The 24,411-nt window shown below is 63.2% G+C and carries 20 protein-coding genes and 2 tRNA genes; 7 read left to right on the forward strand and 15 right to left on the reverse strand.

Annotated features, from left to right (window positions below; genetic code table 11):
* Position 1: 1 nt before the first annotated feature.
* The 3 genes from AB4Y77_RS03355 to AB4Y77_RS03365 all read left to right on the forward strand — a co-directional run bounded on the left by AB4Y77_RS03355 (position 2) and on the right by AB4Y77_RS03365 (position 2,807).
* The gene (locus tag AB4Y77_RS03355) at positions 2-892 is read left to right on the forward strand and encodes an ABC transporter ATP-binding protein (RefSeq protein WP_442012941.1); all 891 of its coding nucleotides are present in this window, start codon (positions 2-4) and stop codon (positions 890-892) included.
* On the forward strand, positions 892-1,806 hold the full coding sequence (locus AB4Y77_RS03360) for an ABC transporter permease (RefSeq protein WP_442012942.1): 915 nt from the start codon (positions 892-894) through the stop codon (positions 1,804-1,806). The genes AB4Y77_RS03355 and AB4Y77_RS03360 overlap by 1 nt, the downstream gene beginning before the upstream one ends.
* A 68-nt stretch (positions 1,807-1,874) precedes the next feature.
* Entirely contained in the window at positions 1,875-2,807 is a 933-nt protein-coding gene (locus AB4Y77_RS03365; RefSeq protein WP_442012943.1) for a TauD/TfdA dioxygenase family protein, read from the forward strand.
* 104 nt (positions 2,808-2,911) lie between these two features.
* On the opposite strand, the gene AB4Y77_RS03370 is transcribed toward AB4Y77_RS03365, so the two are convergent.
* The 5 genes from AB4Y77_RS03370 to AB4Y77_RS03390 all read right to left on the reverse strand — a co-directional run bounded on the left by AB4Y77_RS03370 (position 2,912) and on the right by AB4Y77_RS03390 (position 8,847).
* Positions 2,912-3,871, reverse strand: a complete 960-nt coding sequence (locus tag AB4Y77_RS03370) for an aldo/keto reductase (protein WP_442012944.1) — start codon at positions 3,869-3,871, stop codon at positions 2,912-2,914.
* 24 nt (positions 3,872-3,895) lie between these two features.
* Positions 3,896-5,650 (reverse strand): glycoside hydrolase family 13 protein, encoded by a 1,755-nt coding sequence (locus AB4Y77_RS03375; protein ID WP_442012945.1) that lies wholly within the window; start codon positions 5,648-5,650, stop codon positions 3,896-3,898.
* 76 nt (positions 5,651-5,726) lie between these two features.
* Positions 5,727-6,587, reverse strand: a complete 861-nt coding sequence (locus AB4Y77_RS03380; RefSeq protein ID WP_311213729.1) for a carbohydrate ABC transporter permease — start codon at positions 6,585-6,587, stop codon at positions 5,727-5,729.
* Positions 6,587-7,558: a carbohydrate ABC transporter permease gene (locus tag AB4Y77_RS03385; protein ID WP_442012946.1), complete on the reverse strand. Its 972-nt coding sequence runs from the start codon at positions 7,556-7,558 to the stop codon at positions 6,587-6,589. Before AB4Y77_RS03385 ends, AB4Y77_RS03380 begins: the two co-directional genes overlap by 1 nt.
* 23 nt (positions 7,559-7,581) lie before the next feature.
* Positions 7,582-8,847, reverse strand: a complete 1,266-nt coding sequence (locus AB4Y77_RS03390) for an ABC transporter substrate-binding protein (protein ID WP_442012947.1) — start codon at positions 8,845-8,847, stop codon at positions 7,582-7,584.
* Between the two features lie 241 nt (positions 8,848-9,088).
* On the opposite strand from AB4Y77_RS03390, the gene AB4Y77_RS03395 reads away from it, so the two are divergent.
* The gene (locus AB4Y77_RS03395) at positions 9,089-10,315 is read left to right on the forward strand and encodes an ROK family protein (RefSeq protein WP_442012948.1); all 1,227 of its coding nucleotides are present in this window, start codon (positions 9,089-9,091) and stop codon (positions 10,313-10,315) included.
* On the opposite strand, the gene AB4Y77_RS03400 is transcribed toward AB4Y77_RS03395, so the two are convergent.
* The 9 genes from AB4Y77_RS03400 to AB4Y77_RS03440 form a co-directional block, all read right to left on the reverse strand.
* Positions 10,312-11,883, reverse strand: coding sequence for a Na+/H+ antiporter (locus AB4Y77_RS03400; protein ID WP_311213733.1), 1,572 nt, complete (start codon positions 11,881-11,883; stop codon positions 10,312-10,314). The genes AB4Y77_RS03395 and AB4Y77_RS03400 overlap by 4 nt on opposite strands.
* 141 nt (positions 11,884-12,024) lie before the next feature.
* Positions 12,025-12,681, reverse strand: coding sequence for an NAD(P)-binding oxidoreductase (locus AB4Y77_RS03405; RefSeq protein WP_442012949.1), 657 nt, complete (start codon positions 12,679-12,681; stop codon positions 12,025-12,027).
* 65 nt (positions 12,682-12,746) lie between these two features.
* Positions 12,747-12,820, reverse strand: a tRNA-Met gene (locus AB4Y77_RS03410).
* A 62-nt stretch (positions 12,821-12,882) separates the two neighbouring features.
* Positions 12,883-12,954: transfer RNA gene (locus tag AB4Y77_RS03415), tRNA-Thr, on the reverse strand.
* 151 nt (positions 12,955-13,105) lie between these two features.
* Positions 13,106-13,651: a LysM peptidoglycan-binding domain-containing protein gene (locus AB4Y77_RS03420; RefSeq protein WP_442012950.1), complete on the reverse strand. Its 546-nt coding sequence runs from the start codon at positions 13,649-13,651 to the stop codon at positions 13,106-13,108.
* Between the two features lie 179 nt (positions 13,652-13,830).
* Complete coding sequence (locus AB4Y77_RS03425; RefSeq protein ID WP_442012951.1) at positions 13,831-16,038, reverse strand: DEAD/DEAH box helicase; 2,208 nt, start codon at positions 16,036-16,038, stop codon at positions 13,831-13,833.
* Positions 16,039-16,429: 391 nt separating this feature from the next.
* Positions 16,430-17,083 carry an MOSC domain-containing protein gene (locus AB4Y77_RS03430; RefSeq protein ID WP_311213737.1) on the reverse strand — a complete coding sequence of 218 codons (654 nt, stop codon included), beginning with the start codon at positions 17,081-17,083 and terminating at the stop codon, positions 16,430-16,432.
* A gap of 39 nt (positions 17,084-17,122) precedes the next feature.
* Positions 17,123-17,797 carry a response regulator gene (locus AB4Y77_RS03435; protein WP_311213738.1) on the reverse strand — a complete coding sequence of 225 codons (675 nt, stop codon included), beginning with the start codon at positions 17,795-17,797 and terminating at the stop codon, positions 17,123-17,125.
* The gene (locus tag AB4Y77_RS03440) at positions 17,794-19,308 is read right to left on the reverse strand and encodes a sensor histidine kinase (protein WP_311213739.1); all 1,515 of its coding nucleotides are present in this window, start codon (positions 19,306-19,308) and stop codon (positions 17,794-17,796) included. Before AB4Y77_RS03440 ends, AB4Y77_RS03435 begins: the two co-directional genes overlap by 4 nt.
* 151 nt (positions 19,309-19,459) lie before the next feature.
* Between AB4Y77_RS03440 and AB4Y77_RS03445 the strand changes: the two genes are divergently transcribed.
* From AB4Y77_RS03445 to AB4Y77_RS03455, 3 genes are read left to right on the forward strand one after another with little or no spacing between them, the layout of a single operon-like run.
* Complete coding sequence (locus AB4Y77_RS03445; RefSeq protein WP_442012952.1) at positions 19,460-20,185, forward strand: Tat pathway signal protein; 726 nt, start codon at positions 19,460-19,462, stop codon at positions 20,183-20,185.
* Between the two features lie 2 nt (positions 20,186-20,187).
* Positions 20,188-21,393, forward strand: a complete 1,206-nt coding sequence (locus tag AB4Y77_RS03450) for a glutathionylspermidine synthase family protein (RefSeq protein ID WP_311213741.1) — start codon at positions 20,188-20,190, stop codon at positions 21,391-21,393.
* On the forward strand, positions 21,390-22,916 hold the full coding sequence (locus tag AB4Y77_RS03455; RefSeq protein ID WP_442012953.1) for an APC family permease: 1,527 nt from the start codon (positions 21,390-21,392) through the stop codon (positions 22,914-22,916). The genes AB4Y77_RS03450 and AB4Y77_RS03455 overlap by 4 nt, the downstream gene beginning before the upstream one ends.
* Positions 22,917-22,940: 24 nt before the next feature.
* On the opposite strand, the gene AB4Y77_RS03460 is transcribed toward AB4Y77_RS03455, so the two are convergent.
* Positions 22,941-24,296 (reverse strand): glycosyltransferase 87 family protein, encoded by a 1,356-nt coding sequence (locus tag AB4Y77_RS03460; protein WP_442012954.1) that lies wholly within the window; start codon positions 24,294-24,296, stop codon positions 22,941-22,943.
* Positions 24,297-24,411 lie beyond the last annotated feature (115 nt).

Raw genomic sequence — 24,411 nt, forward strand, 5'->3', positions numbered from 1 at the left:
CATGACCGCGAAAATCAGCCTCCGGAACGTCACCAAAGAGTTCACGGTCCGGGCCACCAAAACAACCAGCGCCACCCGGCTCACCGCCATCGATTCCCTCAGCCTGGAAGTCCGCGACGGCGAGTTCCTCACCCTCGTGGGGCCCAGCGGTTCCGGAAAGACCACCCTCCTGGACCTGCTGGCAGGACTCTCCACGCCGACCTCCGGTGAGGTGCTGGTGGATGGCAAGCCCGTCACCGGGCCGGGCAAGGACCGTGCCGTGGTGTTCCAGCAATACGCGTTGTTCCCGTGGCGGACAGCATCTGCCAACGTCTCGATCGGACTTGAAGGAGTGGGCCCGGACGGCAGGAAGCTGAACCGCCGCGAGCGGGCCGCGAAGGCCAGTGAATATCTGGCACTCGTAGGCCTGGCGGGCTTCGAGGACCGCTATCCGCATGAGCTTTCCGGCGGTATGAAGCAACGCGTGGCCATTGCCCGCAGCCTGGCCTATGAGCCGGACGTGTTGCTGATGGACGAACCGTTCGCCGCCCTGGATGCCCAGACGCGCGAGCAGCTGCAGGATGAGCTTCTCAGGATTTGGAAAGCCACCGGCAAGACCATCGTCTTCATCACCCACGGCATTGACGAGGCCGTGTACCTCGGCGAGCGCGTCGCTGTCCTGAGCGCACGGCCGGGCCGGCTCAAGGAAATTGTGGACATCAGCATTCCGGACCGTGACGGCGAGGAGGACATCCGTTCCAACCCTGCCTTCGTGGAACACCGCCATCAGGTGTGGACGCTCCTGCACGATGAAGTCCGCCGCGCCCAGGACGCCGGCCACCGCAAGATCCTCCCGGACGGCAGCGCGCCGGACGAACCCGCAACTACCATCACGGAAAGGAGCGCGGCCTGATGACCACCACGCTCATTCATACAGAAGCGACGCCCACGGCGGGCAAAGAGTCAAACCCAACTGCCGCCGTCGAGCGTTCACCGCAGGATGCTGCGGACGGCACGACGACGGTACCCGGCAGAGTGCGACGGGTGGCCGCGGCGGCAGGTTCACTTCTCTGGAAGTCCGCAGCCATCCTGGCGTTCCTGGCGCTCTGGGAGCTCGGACCGACGTACTTGGCCAGCCCCTCCACGCGGGTGTTCCTTCCGCCGCTGCACGAAGTACTTTTGGCGTGGGGCAAGCTCTTCGAGGCCGGCACCATCCAAGGCCACATCGCTGCCAGCCTCACCCGTTCGGTGGCAGGCTTCGGCGCCGCACTGGTGGCAGGTGTCTCGCTGGGCCTGCTCATCGCCTGGTACGGGCGGTTGAACTCGGTCCTGAACCCGCTGCTGGAGTTGTTCCGCAACACCGCTGCGCTGGCTTTGCTGCCGGTGTTTACGCTGCTGCTGGGCATTGGCGAGGAGTCAAAGATCAGCATTGTTGCCTACGCCGCGTTCTTCCCGGTCCTCCTGAACACCATTGCCGGTGTGAAGACCGTGGACCCGCTCCTGATCAGGGCGGCGCGCTCGCTGGGGCTCAACAGCTTCCGCCTCTTCCAGAAAGTCATTCTCCCGTCCGCCGTGCCCACCATTTTCACGGGTATCCGTATGGCCGGCACCGCATCGATCCTGGTGCTGATCGCCGCGGAAATGGTAGGAGCAAAGGCCGGTCTGGGGTATCTGATCGTGAACGCGCAGAGCAGCTTCCTGATCCCTGATATGTACGCAGGCATCCTCACTGTGTCCTTGTTGGGGCTGGGCGTGAACTTCCTGCTCGTCGCCCTTGAGCGGCACTTCTCCCGCTGGCGCACCGCTGTTGGTGCCGCCGCTTCCTGACCCACCCACGCGGCATCCGCCGCAATCCATCACTGCTCGATCCATCACAACCAGTAAGGAAACAGATCATGACCGTCATCACCGAAACCAAACTCGAATTCGCCAAGCTGGGCTCCCGCATCGGCGCCGAAATCCGCGGGCTGGACATCAGCGGAGACCTCAGCGAGGACACCGTGGCCCAGATCAGGGCAGCGCTCAACGAGCACAAAGCGTTGGTGTTCCGTGAGGCCAACATTCTCACCGACGAAGCCCAAGTGAAGTTCGCTTCGCACTTTGGGCCACTGACCAAGGCGCACCCCACGGTTGCTTCGGTAGACGGCGAAGAGAACGTCCTTCCCGTTGACAGCGAGAACGGCTCGGCGAACAACTGGCACACGGACGTCACGTTTGTGGTCAACCCGCCGCAGGCTTCCACACTGCGCAGCATTGACCTTCCGGCGTACGGTGGCGAGACGTTGATCGCGTCCTCGGCCGGCGCATATCGGGACCTCCCGGAGGAACTGCGCAGCTTCGCGGACAACCTGTGGGCCATCCACACCAATGACTACGACTACTCCGTGCCCAAGAATCTGGAGCACTCCAACGCCGAAGAGCGTCGCAAGGAGTTCACGCGCCTGAAGTTCGAGACCGCCCACCCCGTGGTACGGGTCCACCCTTTGACCGGCGAGCGCGGATTGTTCATTGGGGGCTTCGCGCAGCGGCTCCGGATTGTGGGGCTGTCCAACACCGAGTCAAAGGACATCATCCGTCTGCTGCAGGCGTATGTAACGCGTCCGGAGAACGTGGTCCGGGTGAACTGGGAGCCCAACCAGGTGGTTCTGTTCGATAACCGCATCACCCAGCACTACGCCCCGGACAACTACGATGGCCAGCCGCGCAAGCTTAACCGCGTGACCATCGCCGGGGACATTCCGGTAAGCATCGACGGAAAGCCCAGCCAGGCAATCCAGGGCGACTCGAGCACTTACTCGGTGGTGGCCCCGATCAGCCACGCATCGTAGGCGCACTCCATGTGTTGCTGTTCGCACCCAACTAAGTCGCAGTAGTGTGCGTTTTGAGAGGTCATAACGCGCACAACTGCGACTCAGTTGGGTTAAAACGGGGGTTAGGGGATGTTGTTTCCGCGCGCTGCCACCCACAGTCCGTACCACTCGGCCCGGGTCATCTCTTTCGCGACAACTGCGGCGTCGGCGCATGCCGCGATCCGGGTGGGATGGGTGGTCCCAACCACCGGCGAGATGCGGGCCGGGTGTTTCATCAGCCAGCCAAGCAGTACTGATTCCGGCGTGGTGTCCTTCTCCCCCGCCAGCTGTTCCAGCATCTCCGCTACAGCCAACTCGGCCGGTGACAGCTCCTCAGACTTCGCACCCGTGTACCGCCCTTGCGCCAGGGACCCGTACGCCTGCAGTTCAATGCCTTTGGCCATGCAGTGCTCAAGAGTCCCGTGGGGGAAGCTGTAGCCCAGCCCCTCCGCATGGTTTACCAGTACCGTGCTCTCCAGCCAGTCCCGGCGCAGCAGGCTCATTTCCAACTGGTTCGCCACCAGGGGTGTCTCCAACTGATCCTGCAGGAGCGCGATCTGCGCACCGGACATGTTGGACACACCCAGTTGCCGTACCTTGCCTTCCGCCATCAACTGGCCGACGGCGTCCCCCACCTCGCGCGGGTCCATCAACGGATCGGGGCGGTGCAGCAGCAGCACGTCCACATAGTCCGTTTGGAGCCGCTTCAGGCTCCCGTTGACCCGCTCAAGGATGGCTTCCCGGCTGAGGTCGTAATGCGTTTCCAGCCCACGCTCCCCCAGCCTGATGCCGCACTTGGTTTGCAGCTGGATCTTCTCACGCAGGCCCCGCGAACGGGCAAGGACTTCACCGAAAACGGCCTCGGACTTTCCACTGCGGTAGATATCCGCATGATCGAAGAGCTCAATTCCGATGCCCAAGGCGGCGTCGACCACCGCGCCGGCCTGATCGATTTCAGCTGCGCCATAGGACGTGCCGTCCCACGGGCCGCCGAGTCCCATGCAGCCATAGATGAGGCGTCCCCGCCCGTTCGCATTCGTCATAACTTCAGTATTCTGCCGCAGCGCTTACGCGTTGCTGACAACCCAGGCAGTGGTGTCGGACGGCAGCTTGCCGTTCTCCAACGGACCGCTGGCTACCACCACGTCGCCTTCAGGCAGCTCAACAGGTTCGCCGCCGAAGTTGGTGACGGTGTGCCAGCCACCGGGGCGGCTGAAGTGCAGCAGGTCCTGGTTGCCGGTCTCAACCCATTCAAGCTCCTCGTCCGTCTGGAGTTCGCTGCGCAGGCCCAACGCCTTGCGGTAAAGCTCCAGCGTGGAACCGTCCACGCCGTCCAGGGTGGATACTGCGTAATCCTTGAACCACTCCGGCTGCGGAAGGTGCGCCATACCCGCACCGAAGCCGAACGACGGGCCTTCCGCTGTCCACGGCAGCGGCACGCGGCAACCGTCGCGCCCGATTTCCACGCCCGGGTTGCGGAAGAAGGACGGGTCCTGGCGTTCGGAGTCAGGAATTTCCGAGACTTCACGCAGCCCGAGCTCTTCACCCTGGTAAAGGTAGGCCGAGCCGGGAAGCGCAAGCAGCAACAGCGTCGCGGCGCGGGCACGACGCAAGCCAAGTTCGACGTCGAGCTCTTCAGCCGGTGCGCCGGCCAACAACCAGCCCTTGCCATCCTGGCCCTTTGGCTTGCCGCCGGTAATGTCCTGTGCCGCATTGGTCCCCTGCGCAACGGAGCCGCCCTTGGGCAGGCCGTACCGCGTGGCGTGGCGGACGACGTCGTGATTGGAGAAAACCCACGTGGACGAAGCGCCCGATTCCTTGGCTGCCACCAAGTTGTCCGTGATGATTTTCCGGAAGGATGCAGCGTCGAAGTCGGACTGCAGGAGATCGAAATTAAACGCCTGCCCCAGTCCTTCGGGGCTGGCATAGCGGGCGCGGCGGGACTCGTGGACCCAGGCCTCGGCGACAGCCGTACGGGGCGGGTTGTACTCGTTGAAGAGCTTGCGCCACTCCGCGTAGACCTCGTGGACCTCATCGCGGTCCCAGAACGGGTGGGAACCATCGGTGAAGCCATCGGTTCCGTGGGCCTTGGCTTCGAGGTCAGCCTTCATGGGCAGCGGCTCGGACAGATCCTTGGCCATGCCGTGGGCTACATCGATCCTGAAACCATCAACGCCGCGGTCCGACCAGAAACGCAGGGTCTTCAGGAAGTCCTCACGGATTTCCGGGTTGTCCCAGTTGAAGTCCGGCTGCTCCTTGGCAAAGATGTGCAGGTACCACTGGCCGGGAGTGCCATCCGGCTCGGTGATGCGATCCCAGATGGGGCCGCCAAAGACGGAATCCCAGTCCGACGGCGGCAGCTCGCCGTTCTCGCCCCGGCCGTCACGGAAGATGTAGCGCTCGCGGGCAGCGGAGCCCTTGGGTGAAGCCAAAGCTTCCTTGAACCACTCATGGCGGTCGGAGGAATGGTTGGGGACGATGTCCGCCACGATCTTGATGCCGGCGGCGTGCAGGGCTTCAACCATCTCGTCGAAGTCCTCCAGCGTGCCCAGCTTCGGATCAACATTGCGGTAGTCATCTACGTCGTAGCCGCCGTCAGCGAGCGCTGAGGGGTAGAAGGGGCTCAGCCAGACGGCGTCAATACCCAGTTCCTTGAGGTAGGGAACCTTGGCGGTGATGCCCTTGATGTCGCCGAGTCCGTCGCCGTTGGCGTCGTGGAAGCTGCGGGGATAGATCTGATAGACAGCCGCTTGGCGCCACCAGTTGGGGTCGGCCATGCGATCTACATCGGTACGGTGTGCCTGAGTGGCGGAAGTGCTCACGAAACTCCTTTGATTTAGTATCTAAATTTATATCCCGGACCAGTATGAAACGGCCGGACGTCGCAGGTCAACAGGCCTAACCCTTTACGGCCCCCTGGGTAACCCCTGCCATGACCCACCGCTGCGTAAACAGGTAGGCGATAATCGCCGGGGCCATCGCCATCAGGTAGGACGCGAAGGACACGTGGTAGTTGTTGCTGAACTGGGTCTGGAACAGGTTTTGCCGCACTGGAAGTGTCTGCAGGGAAGGGTCTGAAATGATCAGCGACGGCATCATGAAGTCATTCCACGCATAAAGGAAGGCAAAGATTCCCACGGTGGCGCTCATCGGTGCCAGGAGCGGGAAGATCAGCTTCCAGAAGGTCTGCCAAGTGGTAGCGCCGTCGATCCTTGCACTCTCTTCCAATTCCATCGGGATGGAACGGAGAAATGCGGTGAACAGGAGGACGCTGAAGCTCAGCTGGAACATGGTGGCCAACAGGATCACACCGAAAGGATTATCCAGTCCCAAGCGACCCGTGAGCTGGATTTGTGGCAGGGCCACCACCGGGAAGGGAATGAACATTGCCCCCAGCAGGTAGAAGAACGAGTACCGGAACAGACGGCGCTCCCAGTTGCGCACGATCGCATACGAAGCAAAGGCCGCCAGGATGATGGTGGCCACCACGGTTCCCGCAGTCACCAGCAAGGACATCGCGGCGCCCACAGGGAAGTTCGTCAGCGTCCAGGCCTGGACAAAGCCGTCAAGGCTGAAGGGGGCAGGGAAGGAGAAGGCGTTGCCATCCACCGCCTGGCCCTGGGTCTTGAACGCCATGGAGACAGTGACATACAGGGGAAGGAGAACGGTCACCGCGCACAGGACCAGGATGGTGGTGGCGGGCCAATTCACCCGTTCGACTGTGGAGCTGGATTTTTTGGTCATCGATTCGTTGGTCATCAGAGTGCATTCCGTCCGCGGGTCAGCGAAAGCTGTACGAGAGAGATCACGATGGCCACCACGAAGAAGATCGTCGCGTTGGCCATCTGGTAGGCGTAGTCGCCGCCGTTGAAGCCCGAGATAACAGTCATCGCGATGCTTCGGGTTGAGGTTCCCGGACCACCGTTGGTCAGGCCAACGATGATGTCGTACGCATTAAGGAACCCTTTGAAACCGAGAATGATGTTGATGACCACGTAGCCGGAGACCAGGGGAAGCGTGATCTTCACCAGTTGCTGGAACTTGCTGGCGCCGTCGATTTCCGCGGCCTCATACACATCCCCCGGCACTGCCACGAGGCCTGCGATATAGATCAGCAGCGCGCCCGGTACGGCCTGCCAGGCCGTCACCAGCACAATGGCCACCCATGCCAGATCCGGATTGGCCAGCAGGCTGCTTTCCAACCAAGGGATCCCGGCCGCAGCACCCAGCGACGGCAGGGAGTTCGAAAAAAGGAAGTTGAAGACGTAGGCAATGATGATGCCCGAAACCACCATCGGAATCACGAAGATGGTCCGCAGTGCCGACTTCATCCGGATGCGCGACGTCAGCCCGACGGCGAGGAGGAACGCCACGACGTTGACCGCAATCACCGTCACGATGGAGAACCCGAAGGTAAACAGGTAGCTCTGCAGGATCGCGGGATCACTGAAGATGGCGATGTAGTTGGTCAGGCCAACGAACTCCCAGTCACCGATTCCAATGGAGTCAGTGAAGCTGAAGAAGATGCCGATGATGCCCGGAACGGTGATGGCCAAGGTGAACAGAACAAGGCTGGGCACCAGGAAAAGGTAGAAGATCGGCTCAACCCGGCGCCTGTTGCCTCGCTGGTGACCGTTCCGCTGGGGACGGTTTTGCTTCCGGCCGGCATGCTTGGGGTCCCTTTGCGGGCCGCCCTGCCCGGACGTGGTGGGGGTAGTGATGATGGACATGATGTTGACTCCCTGGTTCGGCACTACTGGCGGAACGCCAGGCGCGCCCAATCTGCGTCGAGCGTGCTGAGGGTGGATTCCGGCTTGGCGCCGAACACGAGTGCTTGGGTGTAGTTCATGATCGGGATGGTGCGGGGTACCAGCACGGACGGACCCTGGTAGACCTGGGATGCGTCGTAATACTGCACCATCCCTTCAATCCGGGGATCCGGGGTAACCGCAGACTCCTTGGTGGGCGTGAACCCCAACTGCGACTTGTTGTAGGCGTCAATCACCTCGGGCTTGTAGAGGTACTCGAGGAAGTCGCGCGCAGCGTCCTTGTGCTTGGACGCCTCAGGTATCCAGGCCGCAAGGTCCACATTGACGCGGACCCGCAGGTCCTGCGGATCGTCTGTCATCGGCAGCGGAAAGGTTCCGAGCTTCAGATCAGGGGCGGTCTTGGCGATCTCACTGAAAGCCCACGGCCCCTGCAGGTACATGGCTGCTTTGCCTTGGGAGAACGCCAGGTTGCCGTCACCGTAGGCCCGGCTCGCAGCGTCCTTATTGACGTAGCTCGTGGCCAGCTTCAGCATCTTGGCCACTGGTTGCTCGAAGTCCTTTTGGAAGGAAACCGACGATTCCGGACCCACTTCCGTGCCTTCAGCGGCGAGTTTGTCGAAGAAGTCCAGGGTGTCCACCTGACCGCCCACAGAGTAGTCGAACCACCCTTGGGCTATGGTCCAGTCATCCTTCCAGGTGGCATAGAAGGGTGTGACTCCAGCCGCCTTGAGCCGCTCGCATGCGGCGATCAATTCGCTCCAGGTAGTGGGCACCTTGATGTTGTTGGCCGCGAAGATCTCCTTGTTGTAGATCACCGACGATGCCATCACCGAATAGGGAAGGGCGCTGGTCCGGTCCTGGTAGGTGCCGTACTGGTCCATGAGCGGTTGGAGATCCTCCCGGATCCTGGACGCGGCGTCCGTGCCGGAGAGGTCGCTCAACGCGCCGCGCTGAACAAAGCGGGACGTCTCCATGTTGTAGTTTGCGAGGGCAATGTCCGGCGGATTTCCACGTACGAAGCTGGCGGACACCACGTCCACGCCCGAAGTGTCCAGGACCACCTCGGTGTCGTTCTGCGAAGCGTTGTAGTCGGCAACGAGCTTGGTCATGAAACCAATGGCTTCACGTTTGCTGAACGTAAACCGGATGGTCTCCTTGCCCTGGTCTCCGGTGCACCCCGTGAGGAGGCCTGCCAGCAGGGCCAGCCCCAGGGTCACCGCCGCCAGGCGTTTCTTGCGCGTAGGTTTCACAGACTCCGTGGTCCTTTCGTCGTGCGGACCTCAGCGGCCGCCGTGCATCGGGCGGCGGTTACTGACCACCAGCCCGAAGTTTAGATAGGAGATAAATTTATGACCTATCGCAAGTTTGAGTGACCGGCGCCACAGGGTCAAGCTTTTAGACGAAATCCGTCGTCATCTAAATTTATGTACTAAATTTAGAGAGATCGTTCTATCATTCCCCGGCTGACTGCCCCAAGAGTTCGGAGTACCCATGGTGACTGGGACTGCACCATCAACACAGCTGGTGCGCCGGGTCAACGCCGGCGCAATGCTGAAGGCAATGCGTGGCGCCGGCGTCCTCACCGGGACGGAACTCATGGATTCCACCGGGCTCTCACGTGCAACGGTCATATCGATCTGCGACGAACTGGTCCGCCTCGGATGGCTGCAGGAACTTGAAAACCAGCGGGGTACGGGCGAATACGTCAAAGGCAGGCCCGCACGCCGCTTTGTTTTCGACGACGGTGCGGCCAGCGTGCTTGGAATCGACATCGGCGCCACCAAGATCACCACGATCGTGGCGAACATGGCCGGAACAGCGTTGTCCCAGGTCACCATGCCATTCCGTACTTACAACGTCCCGGCCGACGAACGCGCCGACGTGCTGGACAGGATCGCCGCAGAGGCCCTGAAGAAAGCCGGCGTTGCTGCTGATTCCGTTCTCGCGGTGTCCGTCGGAGTGGCCGCCCCGGTCAGCCGCGACGGCGAGGTACTCAGGGCGCAGGAATTCTGGAAATCCTTCGATGTCCGCCGGATAGTGTCCGAGCGGCACGGCTGGCACGTCCTCCTGGAAAACGACGCCAACCTCGCGGCCCTTGCTGAACGGTGGCAAGGGACCGCACAGGGAGTGGACAACCTTGTGGTCATGCTGGCCGGTGACCGCCTGGGTTCAGGCATCATGGAATCCGGCCGCCTGCTCCACGGGCAACTGGGTGGCTTTGGTGAATTGGGATATCTCGACCACGTGGACGGGGTGGGCGACACCTACGGCATTGCCCACTACGCTGCGCTGTGGGGACGGGAAGCCATGGACAGCAACCCGACAACGACGCTGCGTACATTGTGCGGCGGGAATCCTGAAGCCTTGACCGCTGAGATGGTTTTCACTGCAGCCGCGGACGGAGACGGGCCCGCCCGTACGGCCCTGGATCGCCTGGCGCAACGCATGGCCCGGGTCATCGGCTCGGTCAGTACGTTGGTCAACCCCGAGCTGGTGGTCATAGCCGGGGCCGTGGCAGCCTCAGCCCACGCGTTGATTCCGGGCATAGAGGAAAAGATGACGGAGTTCACCTTCACTCCCCCGCGACTGGCAACCTCACCTCTGGGAGACGGGATCGTGTCCCTCGGCGCGATCCGGCACGCACTGGATTATGTCGAGGAACATGCTTTGGACCTGTACCCCGCGTCGCTGCCGAAACACGAGACTGCAGTGACCTAGTCCGGCATCGACATGGTGCGCAGGTCCAGCTGCCTCAGCACGCGATCTGCCACTTCCGGGTCGGTACCCAGCTCGTTCCGGGCCGCCACCACTTCCTGCCGTGCAGCATCCAGGGCGATGGTCTGCACCGCGATGGACAACTCCCGTCCACGCTTGCGCTTTTCAGCAACCGTCTCATTCTGCAGTGTGCCATCGAGCAGTTCCGCATGCAGCCGGCGCATCTTTTCCTTGACCAGCGCCACCTTCTCCGCCGGGAGTTCCTTCATCAGGTCGTGGTCCTTCAACGCGGCTACTGCAGCAGACTGGGCGCGCTTGGCCAGGACCTTGGCGGCATCTTGCTCGTGCGTTCCGTCCTCGGTGGCCTTGAGCACCCGCATGAGCCATGGCAAGGTGAGGCCGGGAAGCACCAAGGTTGCCAGGAGGACGGCGCAGGCAATCACCAGGATCTCGTGCCGCGCCGGGAAATCACTGCCATCCGGCAGGGTCAAGGGAAGCGCCAACGCCAAAGCCAACGTAGCCAGGCCTCGCATTCCGCACCACGTCAGGATCAGCACTTCCTTGGGTGAGGTGGGCTGCAGCAGGTTCCTGCGCCTCCGGGCCGTCAGGGCAAGCAAGCCCAGCCACAGGAACCGGACAACGAACACCAGGATGCAGATGACCACGGCCATGCCGATCATCCCAAAGATCGCAGTCCCCTCGTCCCGGATAACGTGACGGATTTCCAGTCCCACCAAGCCGAAGGCCAGCCCCGTGGCAAGCAGTTCCACCACGTCCCAGAACGCCGTCCGCGTGATGCGTTCAGCGGCATCCTGCGGCCGCGTATGGCGCTGCAACTCCAAGGCGGTGACGACGACGGCCACCACACCTGAGGCGTGCAACTCTTCCGCGAGGATGTAAGCCGCGAACGGCACCACCAGGGTGACGGCACTGCGGGCCACCATGGACGTGACCAGCTTGGTGATGAACTTGGTCAGCCAACCCATGGCGATGCCGATCACCACGGCCAGCGCGGCTCCGATGACAAACTGCGGGATGACCTCCGGGCCCACTTCCTTGCCGGACATGGTGGCGGCCACGGCGGCCTGGAAGATCACGATGGCCGCGGCGTCGTTGAAGAGTCCTTCGCTCTGCAGGACCGTGATGAGGCGGCGCGGCATGTGGACGCGGCCGGCTACCGACTCAACGGCAACGGGGTCCGGCGGGGCCACCATGGCACCCAAAGCGATGGCCGCGGGAATACCGATGCCCGGGATCATGAGCCAGGCAGCACCAGCTACAACAGCTGTGGAGACCACCACAAGGGCTACGGCCAGGAGCAGGAGCGTCCGCCACCGCACCCTGAAGACAGCCCAGGAACTCTTCTGGGCCGTGGCAAACAGGAGGGGCGGAAGGAAGATCGGCAGGATCAGCTCAGGGGAGATCTCAAACTCAGGAAAGCCCGGGATGAACGTCAACGCCACAGCCAGCAGCAGCATCAGGACCGGATACGGAAGCCGGAGCCGGTCCCCCAGGCCCACTGCCACCACCGTTGCAAGCAGCAATCCGACAATGAGCGCCAACTGATCCATGTTCCTGCTTCCCCAGACGTTGTAAGGCCCTCCCCCGGGCGAAGCCGAAAAAGTTCCCTACCAACATATCCCGGGAGTGCAAACAGTCCACGCAGTGCAGACAGTCCACGCGGACTAACGGTCAGCGCCTCCGTTTCCGGGTCAGTCCTCCGTCAGGGCGTCCACCACGTCCGCGGTCCCATCCTTGAACGCAATGGTCCGGTGGATGGTGCCGGGCAGTTCCAGGACAGCCGCCGTGACCAACGCAACGTTGGCCCGCGACGTCTGCGTGCCGCTGCCGGGGTTCTCGGGGTCCGTCTGGATCAGGCCCGTAGCAGGCTCGTCGGTCAAGGCTCCCGGGCCCAGGACGGTCCAGTCGAGGTCGGTTGCACGCAGGTAGTCGTCAGCCGCTGCTTTGGCCTCCGCATAGGCGAAGAATGGGTTGTCAGCGGGCACTCCGTGGTCCGTCGCCGCGCCGATGTAGGAAACCATGACGTACCTCTTGATGCCTGCCTCTGCGGCGGCGTCCATCGAGCGGATGGCTGCGTCGCGGTCCACGGCGTAGGTCCGGTCCGGGTTGCCCCCGCCGGCCCCCGCTGACCAGACCACGGCGTCGTGGCCGTCGAGTGCCTGGGCGAGTTCCGCCGTCGTCGAGTTTTCCACATCAAGCACCTGCGCGTTGGCGCCGGTTTCCGTGACATCTGCCACATGATCGGGATTTCGGATGAGAGACGTGACGTCGTGACCTTCGCCACTGAGAATGCGGGACAGATGCAGGGCCACTTTCCCGTGGCCGCCAATGATTGCGATTCGGCTCATGAACCCATTCTGTCCCACGGAACGAAAAAAGACCCCGCAGGCGAAAGCTGCGGGGTCTTGCTCTGTAGCGGTGGGGAGGCTCGATCTCCCGACCTCACGATTATGAGTCGTGCGCTCTAACCAACTGAGCTACACCGCCACGAATGAGAAAAACCTGTGTCAAGCCGGTCAAAAACCGCCTTGACACAGGCCCTCATTCAGAGCCCCCCACCGGAATCGATCCGGTGACCTCGTTCTTACCAAGAACGCGCTCTACCACTGAGCTAGGGGGGCAACGAGTAAATACTCTACCGGACGTTTTCAGAAGCTACAAATCGGCGAAAGAACGCGGAAAATCGGCGTCGACACAATTTGCGAAGACGCATTTTTCCTGATCTATATTTCGCGCCGCCAGCAGTCGCCGCTGCCCCTTTGGCGGTTCACATCAGGGTAGTCGGAGCACCTGTCCCGGGTAGATCTGGTCCGGATTGGGGACGGTGTCAGCGTTGGCGGCAATCAATGCTCCGAGATCCACCCCGAACTGGGCAGCGATCCCACTCATGGTGTCTCCCTGCTCCACCACAACCTCCGTGACCCTTGGGGCCACAGGTCCCGGCTGCCCGGCCCCCGCAGCAGCTTCAGCGGCCGCCTCCTGCGCCTGCGGCTGGACTTCCGGGGCCTCGGGTTCCAGGCCCTCCTGGCGGGCCTCCTGGGCCGCTGCGGCGTCCGCGGCTGCCTGCTGCCGGGCCGCTTGGGCTGCCGCGGCCTCAGCGGCGTCCCGGTCAGCTGCTGAAACCTCGACGGCGGCAGCGTCCTCCGCGGCCTGGGTGCCGGCTGCTGGAGCTACTGGGGCTGCGGCCTCGGCGGGAGCTGCGTCGCTGGCAGCAGACCCAGTGTCATCCCTGTGATCTTTGTCGCCGTGCAGTAGTTGGTCGCCGCGCCCCTTGTCACCAAGGCCCAGGTTCTTCTTCAAGTTGTCCAGCAATCCCATGGAGCACCCTCCTGCGTTCTGCTTGCATGCTGCTTGCGTTCAGCCGTGCCTCGATCCTACGGCGGGGCGGTGGCGCATGTAACCCCGTTAAATGCCGCAGGGGGCCGGCTCGAAAGCCGACCCCCTGACGGGAACTACTGAGTGTCTAACATGCAGCGGTGTTTACCACCAGGAAGTGTTTACCACTTGCCCTTGCGGTTGAAATCGCGGTGTCCGCCTTCGCCGCCACTGCGGGGCTTGCGGGCGCCGTCACCGTGGCCGCCGAAGCGGGAACCGCTGGCCTGGCCGCGGTCGCGGTCGCCGAAGCTGCCCGCGGTGCGCTCGGAGCGGTCGCTGTAGGAGCGGCCACCACGGTCAGCGGAGGTACGCTCGCCGCCCTCGGACTTGCGGAAGTCCTTCTTGAATCCGCCGGCACCCTTGAAGTTTCCGCCGCCACGGTTTTCGCGGTCGCCATAGCCACCGCGTCCGCCGCCGCCACCACCGGAGTAGCTGCCGCGGTCGCCGCTGGGCTTGCGTCCGTTGTCCAGTTCGAGGTGGATCAGCTCGCCACCGATGCGGGTGCGGGACAGTGCGCGCAACTGCTCGGGGCTGAGGTCTGCGGGGAGCTCCACCAGGGAGTGGTCCGAGCGGATGTCGATGCCACCAATCTGTGCGGAGGAAATGCCGCCTTCGTTGGCAATGGCGCCAACGATGGAGCCCGGCATGACGCGCTGACGGCGTCCGACTGCGATCCGGTAGGTGGCGTTGCCCTCGGTGAGCGTACGGGTCGGGCCACGGGAACCGAAGCCATCCTTGGAGCGCTCACGCTTCTGGTACTCGGGAGCTGCAGGCAGTTCCTTGACGAGCAACGGCTGTCCACCCTGGGCCATGACGGCCAAGGCTGCAGCGATCTCGGAAGCCGGAACGTTGTGCTCTTCCTCGTAGGAGGAGATGAGGTCGCGGAACGCTGCAACATCCTCGGACGCGAGGGTCTCGGTGATGCGCTCGGCGAACTTGCCAAGGCGCAGCGTGTTCACGGTCTCGGCGGTGGGCAGGTGCATCTGCTCCACCGGCTGGCGGGTTGCCTTCTCGATGGAACGCAGCAGGTACTTCTCGCGCGGCGTCATGAACAGGATCGCGTCACCGGAACGGCCTGCACGGCCCGTACGGCCAATGCGGTGCACGTAGGACTCGGTGTCGTGCGGGATGTCGTAGTTGATGACGTGGCTGATGCGCTCAACGTCAAGGCCACGGGCAGCGACGTCGGTGGCGACGAGGATGTCGATGCGGCCTTCCTTCAGTGCGTCGACGGTGCGTTCGCGCTGCTGCTGCGGGATGTCACCGTTGATGGCGGCAGCCTGGAAACCGCGGGACTTCAGCTTGTCGGCGAGGTCCTCGGTAGCCATCTTGGTGCGCACGAAGGCAATCACGCCGTCGAACTCTTCAACCTCAAGGATGCGGGTCAGGGCGTCCAGCTTGTGCGGGCCCATGACCTGGAGGTAACGCTGCTTGGTGTTGGCGCCCGTGGTGGTCTTGGACTTCACCGAGATTTCAGCAGGGTTGTTCAGGTACTGCTTGGACATGCGACGGATCTGGCCCGGCATGGTGGCAGAGAACAGCGCAACCTGGCGGGTTTCCGGGGTCTGCTGGAAGATCTGCTCAACGTCATCGGCAAAGCCCATGCGCAGCATCTCGTCAGCTTCGTCCAGCACCAGGTACTGGAGTTCGGAAAGGTCCAGCGAACCCTTGGCGATGTGGTCGATGACACGGCCGGGGGTACCCACAACAACCTGTGCACCGCGGCGCAGTCCGGCGAGCTGCGGGCCGTAGGCCGAGCCACCGTAGACCGGGAGGACAGTGAAGTCGTCAATGTGCTTGGCGTAGGAGGTGAAGGCCTCGGCTACCTGGAGGGCCAATTCACGCGTCGGGGCCAGGACCAGTGCCTGGGTCTTGCGTGAGGGACCGTTGAGGTCGTGGAGTTCAGCCAGGCGGGACAGGGCAGGAACAGCGAAAGCTGCGGTCTTACCGGTACCGGTCTGGGCAAGGCCAACGACGTCGCGGCCTTCCAGAAGCAGCGGAATGGTGGCTGCCTGGATGGGTGACGGCTTCTCGTAGCCGACATCCTGCAGGGCGGCCAGGACGCGGCCGTCGATGCCAAGATCGACGAAGCGGACGCCTTCTTCTTCCTCGTCTTCTGCCTTGGGAGCAGGAGCTTCGGTTTCTTCTGCCTTGGGAGCAGGAGCTTCGGTGAAGGTGGGGGCTGCAGACTCGGCTGCAGCGTTCTCGACGGGGGCAGCGGCAGCGGCCGGTGCTTCAGCTTCGGCGGGCGCGGTGGTCTCTGCTGCTACAGCGGACTCTGCGGACTCAGGGGTCTGGGCGTCGAAGTTTTCGTTGAGATTTTCGGTCATAGGGGGAAATTCCTCATCCATAGGGCAGTCGGCGCGGCCCGGTTGGGCTTGGCCGCAGTACTCGTCGCGAAAACAGGCAAAGTGCCCTGCTCTCGCAAGAAGTCCGGCGCTATCGCAATCCCATGGCAGGACTTCCCGCTGCATCTCTTGGCTGCTATCCCAGCAGTCTGTACAGCGTTTTCTTTAGCCGGCTCTCCCTATGAAAATGCCCGCACACAATTGCGGGCCCCAACACTTACCAGTCCTGCCTCAAGAATTGGGCAGGATAAAGGGATTTCCGGAGTGGGGGATATTTCAAGTGTAGGGCACGGGGCGGCATCACCGCGACTTAAGCCCCCATGATGGCCGGTGAGCTTGTTCACACTCAGCCGCGACCGCTGCCCCGGAGCCCTCAGAGGCCGTGGCGGCGGAGGACGTTGTCGAACTTTGAGTGGTACTCGTCCTGGAGTCGGATCTCGCCGTCTGCCTCCGCGTCCAGCAGTACCTGGACGACGTCCGGCGTCGGCTCACTGAACCACTGGCCCACGGTGATGCCGTGCTTCGGAACGAACGTGCGGTGAATGTGGTCCCCGGCAGAAACGGTCCCTGTCCTGATGACGCGGAGGTAGGTGCCAATGCGGCCGGCCTGCGTGAACCGCTTCACCCACTGCGGCTCTTCGAGGACCCGTTGGAAAGTAGCGCAGGGCACGCGGGGGGACGTCACCTCGACCTCCACGTCCAGGCCGATCTTCCACCGTTCACCAATCACGGCGCCCGTGGTTTCAATGCCGGACACCCGCAGGTTCTCACCAAAGAGTCCTGCCCGCACCTCCCGCTGCAGCTCACCTGCCCAGTAGTCGGCATCCGCCTGCGAATACGCGTACAGGGCCTGGTCTTCTCCGCCGTGATCAATACGGTTTGCCTGCACGTCCCCGTGAAGCCCTAGTTTATGGACCTTGACCGGACCTTCCACCGGACGCTTGTCCATGGCAGTAACCCCCACGTTGCCGGGATCAGGCAACAGTTGGTGGACACGGCAGACGGCAAGGAGGGATGCGGTGTTCATGGGATCAGTCTACGGACGGTCCGGCGCGAATTGACGTTTTTAAGGATCAAAACGGTAGCCCATGCCCGCTTCGGTGTGCAGATGGCGCGGCTCTGCCGGATCCCGCTCCAACTTCCGGCGCAACTGGGCGATGTACACGCGCAGGTACTGGGTTTCCTTGGCATAGGCCTGCCCCCAGACCTGGGTGAGGATCTGCTGCTGGCTCACCAGCTTCCCCTTGTTGCGGACCAGCAGTTCCAGGATGTTCCATTCCGTGGGCGTCAGCCTGACTTCCACGCCATCCTTCACGATCCTCTTGCCGGCCAAGTCCACCAGGAAGTCGGCAGTGGCCAGCGTTGGTTCCTCATGGCCGGTGACCACACGGCGCGAGGCGACCCGAAGCCGGGCAAGCAGCTCATCCAAACCGAAAGGCTTGGTCACGTAGTCGTCCGCACCGGCGTCGAGCGCTTCCACCTTGTCCTCCGACGCATGCCGGGCAGAAAGCACAATGATGGGCATGCTGCTCCAGCCGCGGATGCGTCGGATGATCTCCACTCCGTCCATATCCGGCAGTCCGAGGTCCAGCACCACGATCTCCACGGGTTGCTTGGCAGCGGCCTGCAGGGCGTCGGCGCCGTTGCCCACGGACAATGCCTGGTAGCCGTGGGCCTGGAGGGTAACCTGCATGGCGCGGGCAATCCGGGCTTCGTCCTCGACGATGAGTACCAGCGTCATTGCGGGCCACCGGTCCACAACGGCAGAGTGACCACCATGGTCAAGCCGCCACCCGGCGTCGGTTCAGCATCGAGCCTGCCGCCCATGGCTTCACAGAACCCCTTGGCGACCGCGAGTCCCAACCCGATCCCACCGCCGGCAGTGTGTCCGGGCGCCGGCGAATCACCGAAGCGCTGGAACGGCTGGAACATGGTGAGGACCTCCTCCCGGCCTACTCCCCTGCCGTGATCCACAATCCGCAGTTCGCCGGCCGGCCGGTCCCCCAGGGTGATACCGGCACCGGTCCGCGCCGTCAGGACAACATCCGAGTCCGGCGCATACTTCACCGCGTTCTCCACGATGTTGGCCACCACGCGCTCCAGCATGCCGGCATCGGCCTGCACCGGCGGAAGATTGGGCGGAAGTTCATTGCGGAGATGCCCGGCCGGAACACCCCGGAGCGCCTGCGGCAGCACCTCAGCCCAGCCGATACCGGTCAGCAGCGGATTGACCGCATCAGCCGTAATGCGCGACATGTCCAGGAGGTTGTCCACCAGATGATCCAGGCGGTCCGCATATTCCTCGATGGTCTCCAACAACTCCCGCTCCACGTCCGGAGGAAAACTCACGTCCTCCTGGCGCAGGCTGCTGACAGCAAGCTTGATACCGGCCAACGGCGTCCTCAGGTCATGCGACACGGCGCGCAGGATGGACGTCCGCATCTTATTGCCCTCGGACAGCCGGACATTGTCCCGCCGGCTTTTCACCAACTGCTGCCGTTCGCGCACGGCAACCACGAACGCACCAAAGGCGGCCAGCAGCCGCTGGCGTTGCGGTGTCAGGGGTCCGCCGCGCAGCAGCAGCGTGTACTGCGGATCGACGACGGCGGCATGGTCGGCGGCGGCATGGGTCACCGGCGGGTTGGGGCCGGCGCTCGCCAGGACCTGCGATGCGGGAGCCGCCCCTGGCATGGCTGCCGCCCCCGGGGCCGCGGAGCCCAGCAACGTCACCGCTTCCATGCCCAGGTTCGCGCGGACCTTCTCAAGGAAAGTCTCCAGGCTTCCATCGGAACTCAGTATCCGGAGAGCCAACTCACTCAGGGCAGTGGCTTCGGCTTCGGACCGTGCCGCTTCCTGGGCCCGGCGGCTGGCCAGACCCACAGCGAGCGCCACACCGCAGGCCACTGCCAGGAACACCACCAAGGTGAAAAGCGTGGTGGGATCGGCAATGGACAGGGATCCCACAGGATCGGCCGAGAAATAGTTCAGCAGGAAGCTGCCCAAAACGGCGGCCACCACTGCAGGCCACAACCCGCCGATCGCGGCGACCGCGACCGCCACGGCCAACTGCAGCAGCATGGTCATGGCGAAGTTACGGAAATTCAGGACCGTGACCAAAAGTTCGACGGCGGGCGGCAGCATGAGTGCCAGTACCAGTCCGGTCGCCACACGTCCCCGGCCGATGCCTCGAACCGGCGGGAGCCGCAGCAGCACGCCGTCGTCGCCGTTGCTGTAGGTCTCCGGTGCCGCCATGGCTCCATCCTTACACGCTTCCACAGTGGGGAGTTCTCCCCATTTACCGCAGTCATCCGTGCCTGCACCGCTTGCAAGGACTAGGCTTGCTCTGAGCATTCTGGTCCGGCGTGGCGCCGGACACATCAACGGTCTATCCAGGGGGATATCCATGGGCCCGAAAGACAGCCCTGACGCAGCCGGCAACAACGGCGGCAGCAGGGACAACAACAGCGACTTCGGGGCGGGCAACAATCCGCCCAAACCCCCACCTTGGCAAGTGCCCAAGCCCGAACTCCACCCGGAGCTTTTCACGCCTGTCCAGGACGACCCCCAGCAGGGGAATCCGCAGCAGGGCAACCCTCAACAAGGCAAAGCGACGGGAAAGAACAAGAAGGTGCCTGCGGGGGCATCCCCCGGCGGAGCTCCACGTCCAGGACAACCCCTGCCTGTGGTGGACCCCTTCGCCAGGGAACGCGAACGCGGCGAGGCCGAGGCAGCCAAGAAGAAGAAGCGCTCGCAGCGTCGCACTGTGGTCGTCGGCCTTGGCGTGACCGCGCTGTTGGCCGGAACCATTACGGCAATCGTGGCCAGCAACGAGCAGGAAGCCGACTACGCCCAGGTCTGTTTCAACGAGGAAACCGGCGAGCGCGTTGATGACAACGACTGCAACAACAGCAGTTCGGCGGGCCGAAGCTCCGGTGTCTACGCGTGGTACTTCTACTCCCGCGGCGCCAGCGTGCCTGCTGTGGGCCAGAACCGTTCCGCCTACCCGAGCTACACCAAGAACGTCCCAACAGGAGCCAAGTCCTCCACCGGCTACAGCACCAAGGGCGGGACCGTCAGCCGGGGTGGCTTTGGCAGCAGCTCCAAAAGCGGCGGAAGCTCGGGAGGCTAGGCGTGCGTCGACTGCCCTCCGAGCCCAGGCCGGACTGGAAGCAAAAGATCGAAGAACAGGGCCTGGTTTTCTCCACCACCACCATGCCCAATGGCCGCAAAATCGAATACTGGAACGAATCGGCGTACTACGAATTCACCGAGGACGAGGTGGAGACCCTCGAGAAAACCGCGGAAGACATGCACATCATGTGTTTGGAAGCCGCCAAATACCTGGCAACCGGAGCCATGGGCGACCTCGGCATTGGGCAGCAGGCCCTGGAGCTGGCCGGCGAGTCACTGCTGGCCGCGGATGTGGACGTTTATGGCCGATTCGACTTCATCTATGACGGTAAGGGCGGCCCGGCCAAGATGCTGGAGTACAACGCCGATACCCCTACCGGGCTGATCGAAGCCTCCGTGGCCCAGTGGTTCTGGCTCCAGGACGTCTTCCCGGAGAAGGACCAGTGGAACGGAATCCATGAGGCGCTGATCCGGCAGTGGAAGAAGCTGCAGTTCCGCACCGGCATGAGCACGCTCCACGTAGCCCATTCCGAAGCGGAAGAATCCGGCGAGGACTGGATGACGGCAGCCTACATGCGGGATGTCGCAAGCCAAGGTGGCTGGACCACCATCGGCATCAACATGTCCGACATCGGCTGGGACCCCAACCTGAACCGGTTCGTGGACCTGGACAACTTCATGATCAGCACCATGTTCAAGCTGTACCCATGGGAGCTGATGATGAAGGAGCCGTTCGGACAGCGACTCCTGCAGCGCGCCCACAATCCGCGCTGGGTTGAGCCGGCATGGAAGATGCTGCTGTCCAACAAAGCACTGCTGGCTGCCTTGTGGCATCTTTACCCCAACCACGAAAACCTGCTGCCGGCCTACCTCGGCGATCCGGGTCCCCTCAAGGAATGGGTGGCCAAACCGCTGCATGGACGCGAGGGCGACAACATCCGCATCCATGCCCCCGGCATTGAGATCCAGCAGCCCGGCGGCTACGGCCGCGAAGGCTGGTGCTTCCAGCAGTACCACTCCCTGCCCGACTTCGATGGCAACCATCCGGTCCTGGGTCTGTGGGTGGTGGATGGCGAATCCGTCGGCTGCGGCATCCGCGAATCCGACGGCCCCATCACGGACTACTTCTGCCGCTTTGTCCCCAATACCATCGACGCCCCGGCGCCCATCGCGCCCCCTGCTACTTCCTACGGAGCTGCACTATGAGCACTGAAACCTCGACGCCGGGTGGCGGCTCAGCGGGCGGCGACCCTAACGCCGTCGTACCTTCCAAAGGCCTGCACGCCGGGATCCTTGACCTTGGCGACTCCGTCATGCTGGGCCTGGCATCCACCGCGCCTGTCTATTCGCTCGCGGCGACGCTGGGGCTCATTGTTGCTGTCAACGGCAACTACACCCCGCTGATCCTGATCCTCGGCTTTATCCCGGTCCTGTTCATTGCCTACGCCTTCCGTGAGCTCAACAGCGCCATGCCTGACTGCGGCACCACGTTCTTCTGGGCACGCAAGGCATTCGGCCCGTGGGCCGGCTGGCTGGGCGGCTGGGGCGTGGCCCTTGCAGGAATCGTGGTGCTGGCCAACCTGGCGCAGATTGCCGGCAAGTACCTCTGGCTCCTGATCGGTGATGGTTCCCTGGCCGACAACACGTGGCTGGTGACGGCCACCGGCGTGCTGTTCATCGTGTTCATGACGTACGTGAACCACCGCGGCATCCGGCTGGGCGAGCACGTCCAACGCACCCTGACCTACATCCAGTACATCTCGCTGGGTATCTTCGCGGTGGCCATTGTCTTCCGCATTGCTGGTGGCGCGCCTGAAGGACAGGCCTTCGACTTCGAATGGTTCAACCCGGCCGGCGCCTTTGCCGATCCCGGTGCTGTGGTCCATGGCGTGCTGCTGGCGTTGTTCATCTACTGGGGCTGGGACACGTGCCTGGCCCTCAATGAGGAAACCGAAAACCCTGCCAAGACCCCCGGCCGTGGCGCCGTCATCTCAGCCTCCGTGCTGGTGGCGATCTACGTTTCCGTTGCACTGCTGGTGATGATGTACGCCACGATCGGTACCGACGGCATCGGCCTGGGCAATGAGGCCAACCAGGATGACGTCTTCCTGGCCATGAAGGACGTAGTGCTGGGTCCTTGGGGCTGGCTGATCATCGTGGCTGTGCTGGCGTCCGTCCTGTCCTCCACGCAAACCACCATTCTGCCGACCGCGCGCGGGACGCTGTCCATGGGCGTGCACGGCGCGCTTCCTGCCCGGTTCGGCAAGGTCCACGAGCGCTTCATGACGCCGGGCTTCTCCACCCAGGTCATGGGTGCGGTGGCCGTGGTGTATTACGTGGCCATGAGTTTCCTCAGCGAAAACCTGCTCTCCGATTCGATCAGCGCCATCAGCCTGTTCATCGCGTTCTACTACGCCCTGACCGGCTTCTCCTGTGTGTGGTTCTTCCGCTCCACGCTCAGGGATTCTGCCCGCAACCTGTGGTTCCGCGGCATCCTTCCGTTCCTCGGAGCCCTGTCCCTGACGGCGGCGTTCTTCATCTCAGCAGTGCAGATGTGGGACCTGTCGTACGGGGACACTCAGATCTTCGGCATTGGCGGAGCGTTCGTCAGCGGCGTGCTGCTGCTGGCTTTGGGTGTCGTGCTGGCCGTCGTGTGCCGCTTTGCACCGTCTACCCGCGGCTACTTCACCGGTGAGCGGGCCGAGGCCGGGGTGGTACGCGGCGAATAGCTTCGGAGGCTCGTCGGACGGGGCCTAGCGTTGCCTTGAGGCCCACTGCCGCAGGCGGGTAGGCACATCAGGAACGTCCTCGATCCGAACCGAGTACCGACGCAGCGCAACGAACCAGCACATCAGGATGGCCACGGCACAGAAAACGCCCGCACTGGACGCCATGATCCATAGACCGGGCGTCTGGACATTCAAGTCAGCCGAACCCAGGGCGGTGCCGATGGTCTTGGGCGAGAAAAAGAACACAAGTGTTGAAACGGCCAGTACGGCACTCATCACTACCCGTTGGGCTTTGTGACGGGCCGGCGTTTCCTTGATGGTCCAAGCGAACGCCGGCAGGATGATGGCCATCCAGACCCAGTGGTGGGACCACGAAACCGGGCTGATGAGCAGCATGGCGAGTGCCGTCGTCGAGATGGCAATAACTCGTGCGCCTTGGGCGCTGGCCGCCCTGACAAGCAGAGCCGCCAGGACGACGGTCGCCAGGCTCAATGCGATCCAGGGCAAGGTTACGGTGTCGTGCGGGACACCGAAGTGCAGGAGGGTGCCCTTGATGGAGAGATTGTCCACATAGCCGGCACCGCCGATCCTTGAGGTATCGGGCAGGATTTCCAACCAGAACTGCAGGGACTCCGCAGGCCTCAACAGCCAGCCAAGCAGCACCGTGCCGGCAAAGCCGATTGCCATGTTCGCCAGCCCACGCCAGTCCTTGCGCATCAGGAAGTACAGGCCAAACACCAAGGGGGTCAGCTTGATGCCGGCGGCAACACCCACCAGGAAGCCCGTGCCCCGGAAGCCCCGCCGCTTGGACAGGCCGCCGAGGAGGTCGATGACCATCAGGCCCATGAGGATGATGTTGATCTGCCCGAACGCCAGCGTTTCGCGCCACGGCCCCAGGAACAGGACAGCAAGGAACAACGAAGCGGCTATCCAGCAGTTCCTGGTGGAGGACAGTGCACTCCTAAGATCGGGCTTCGATGACCAGTACCGGACGATCGTGACAGCCACCCAGGCCGCCAAGGCAACGCCTGCAACGTTGAACACCATGAGCGCCGACAGTTGTGGCAACCGCGCCAATAAACCAAAGACGAGGGCCGCGAACGGCGGGTAAGTAAAGGGGAGCTGCGGGCCACCGGCTGAAGCGACAGTGGGGCCGTACAGGTCCGACGGCGACGTCCCTGCCTGGTTCAGGATACTTCCGCCGAACCAGTAGACGCTGAAGTCCAGGCCCTGCTTGGCCCAGTCCGCGAGCATCATCCACACCGGAACCAGTACCACAGCCAGCGGCAGCAAGCGCAGGGCCGGAGAGGATGGTTGTACCGGCGTGCGCGGTGGTGCGGCCTCCGCCTTGGCCCTTAAATCGACGTCAGGCAGTGCCATGCAAAATCCCCCAAGTTAACCAAATCGCAGCGGGGGAAGTGTGCGACCCCCGCCTCCATACTACTGAAGGGGTTTCCCGGGCTTGCGGCCTGCATGGTCCCGGCGGGCGGGCCGG

Source organism: Paenarthrobacter sp. YAF11_1 (assembly GCF_052113445.1).
Classification (GTDB): domain Bacteria; phylum Actinomycetota; class Actinomycetes; order Actinomycetales; family Micrococcaceae; genus Arthrobacter.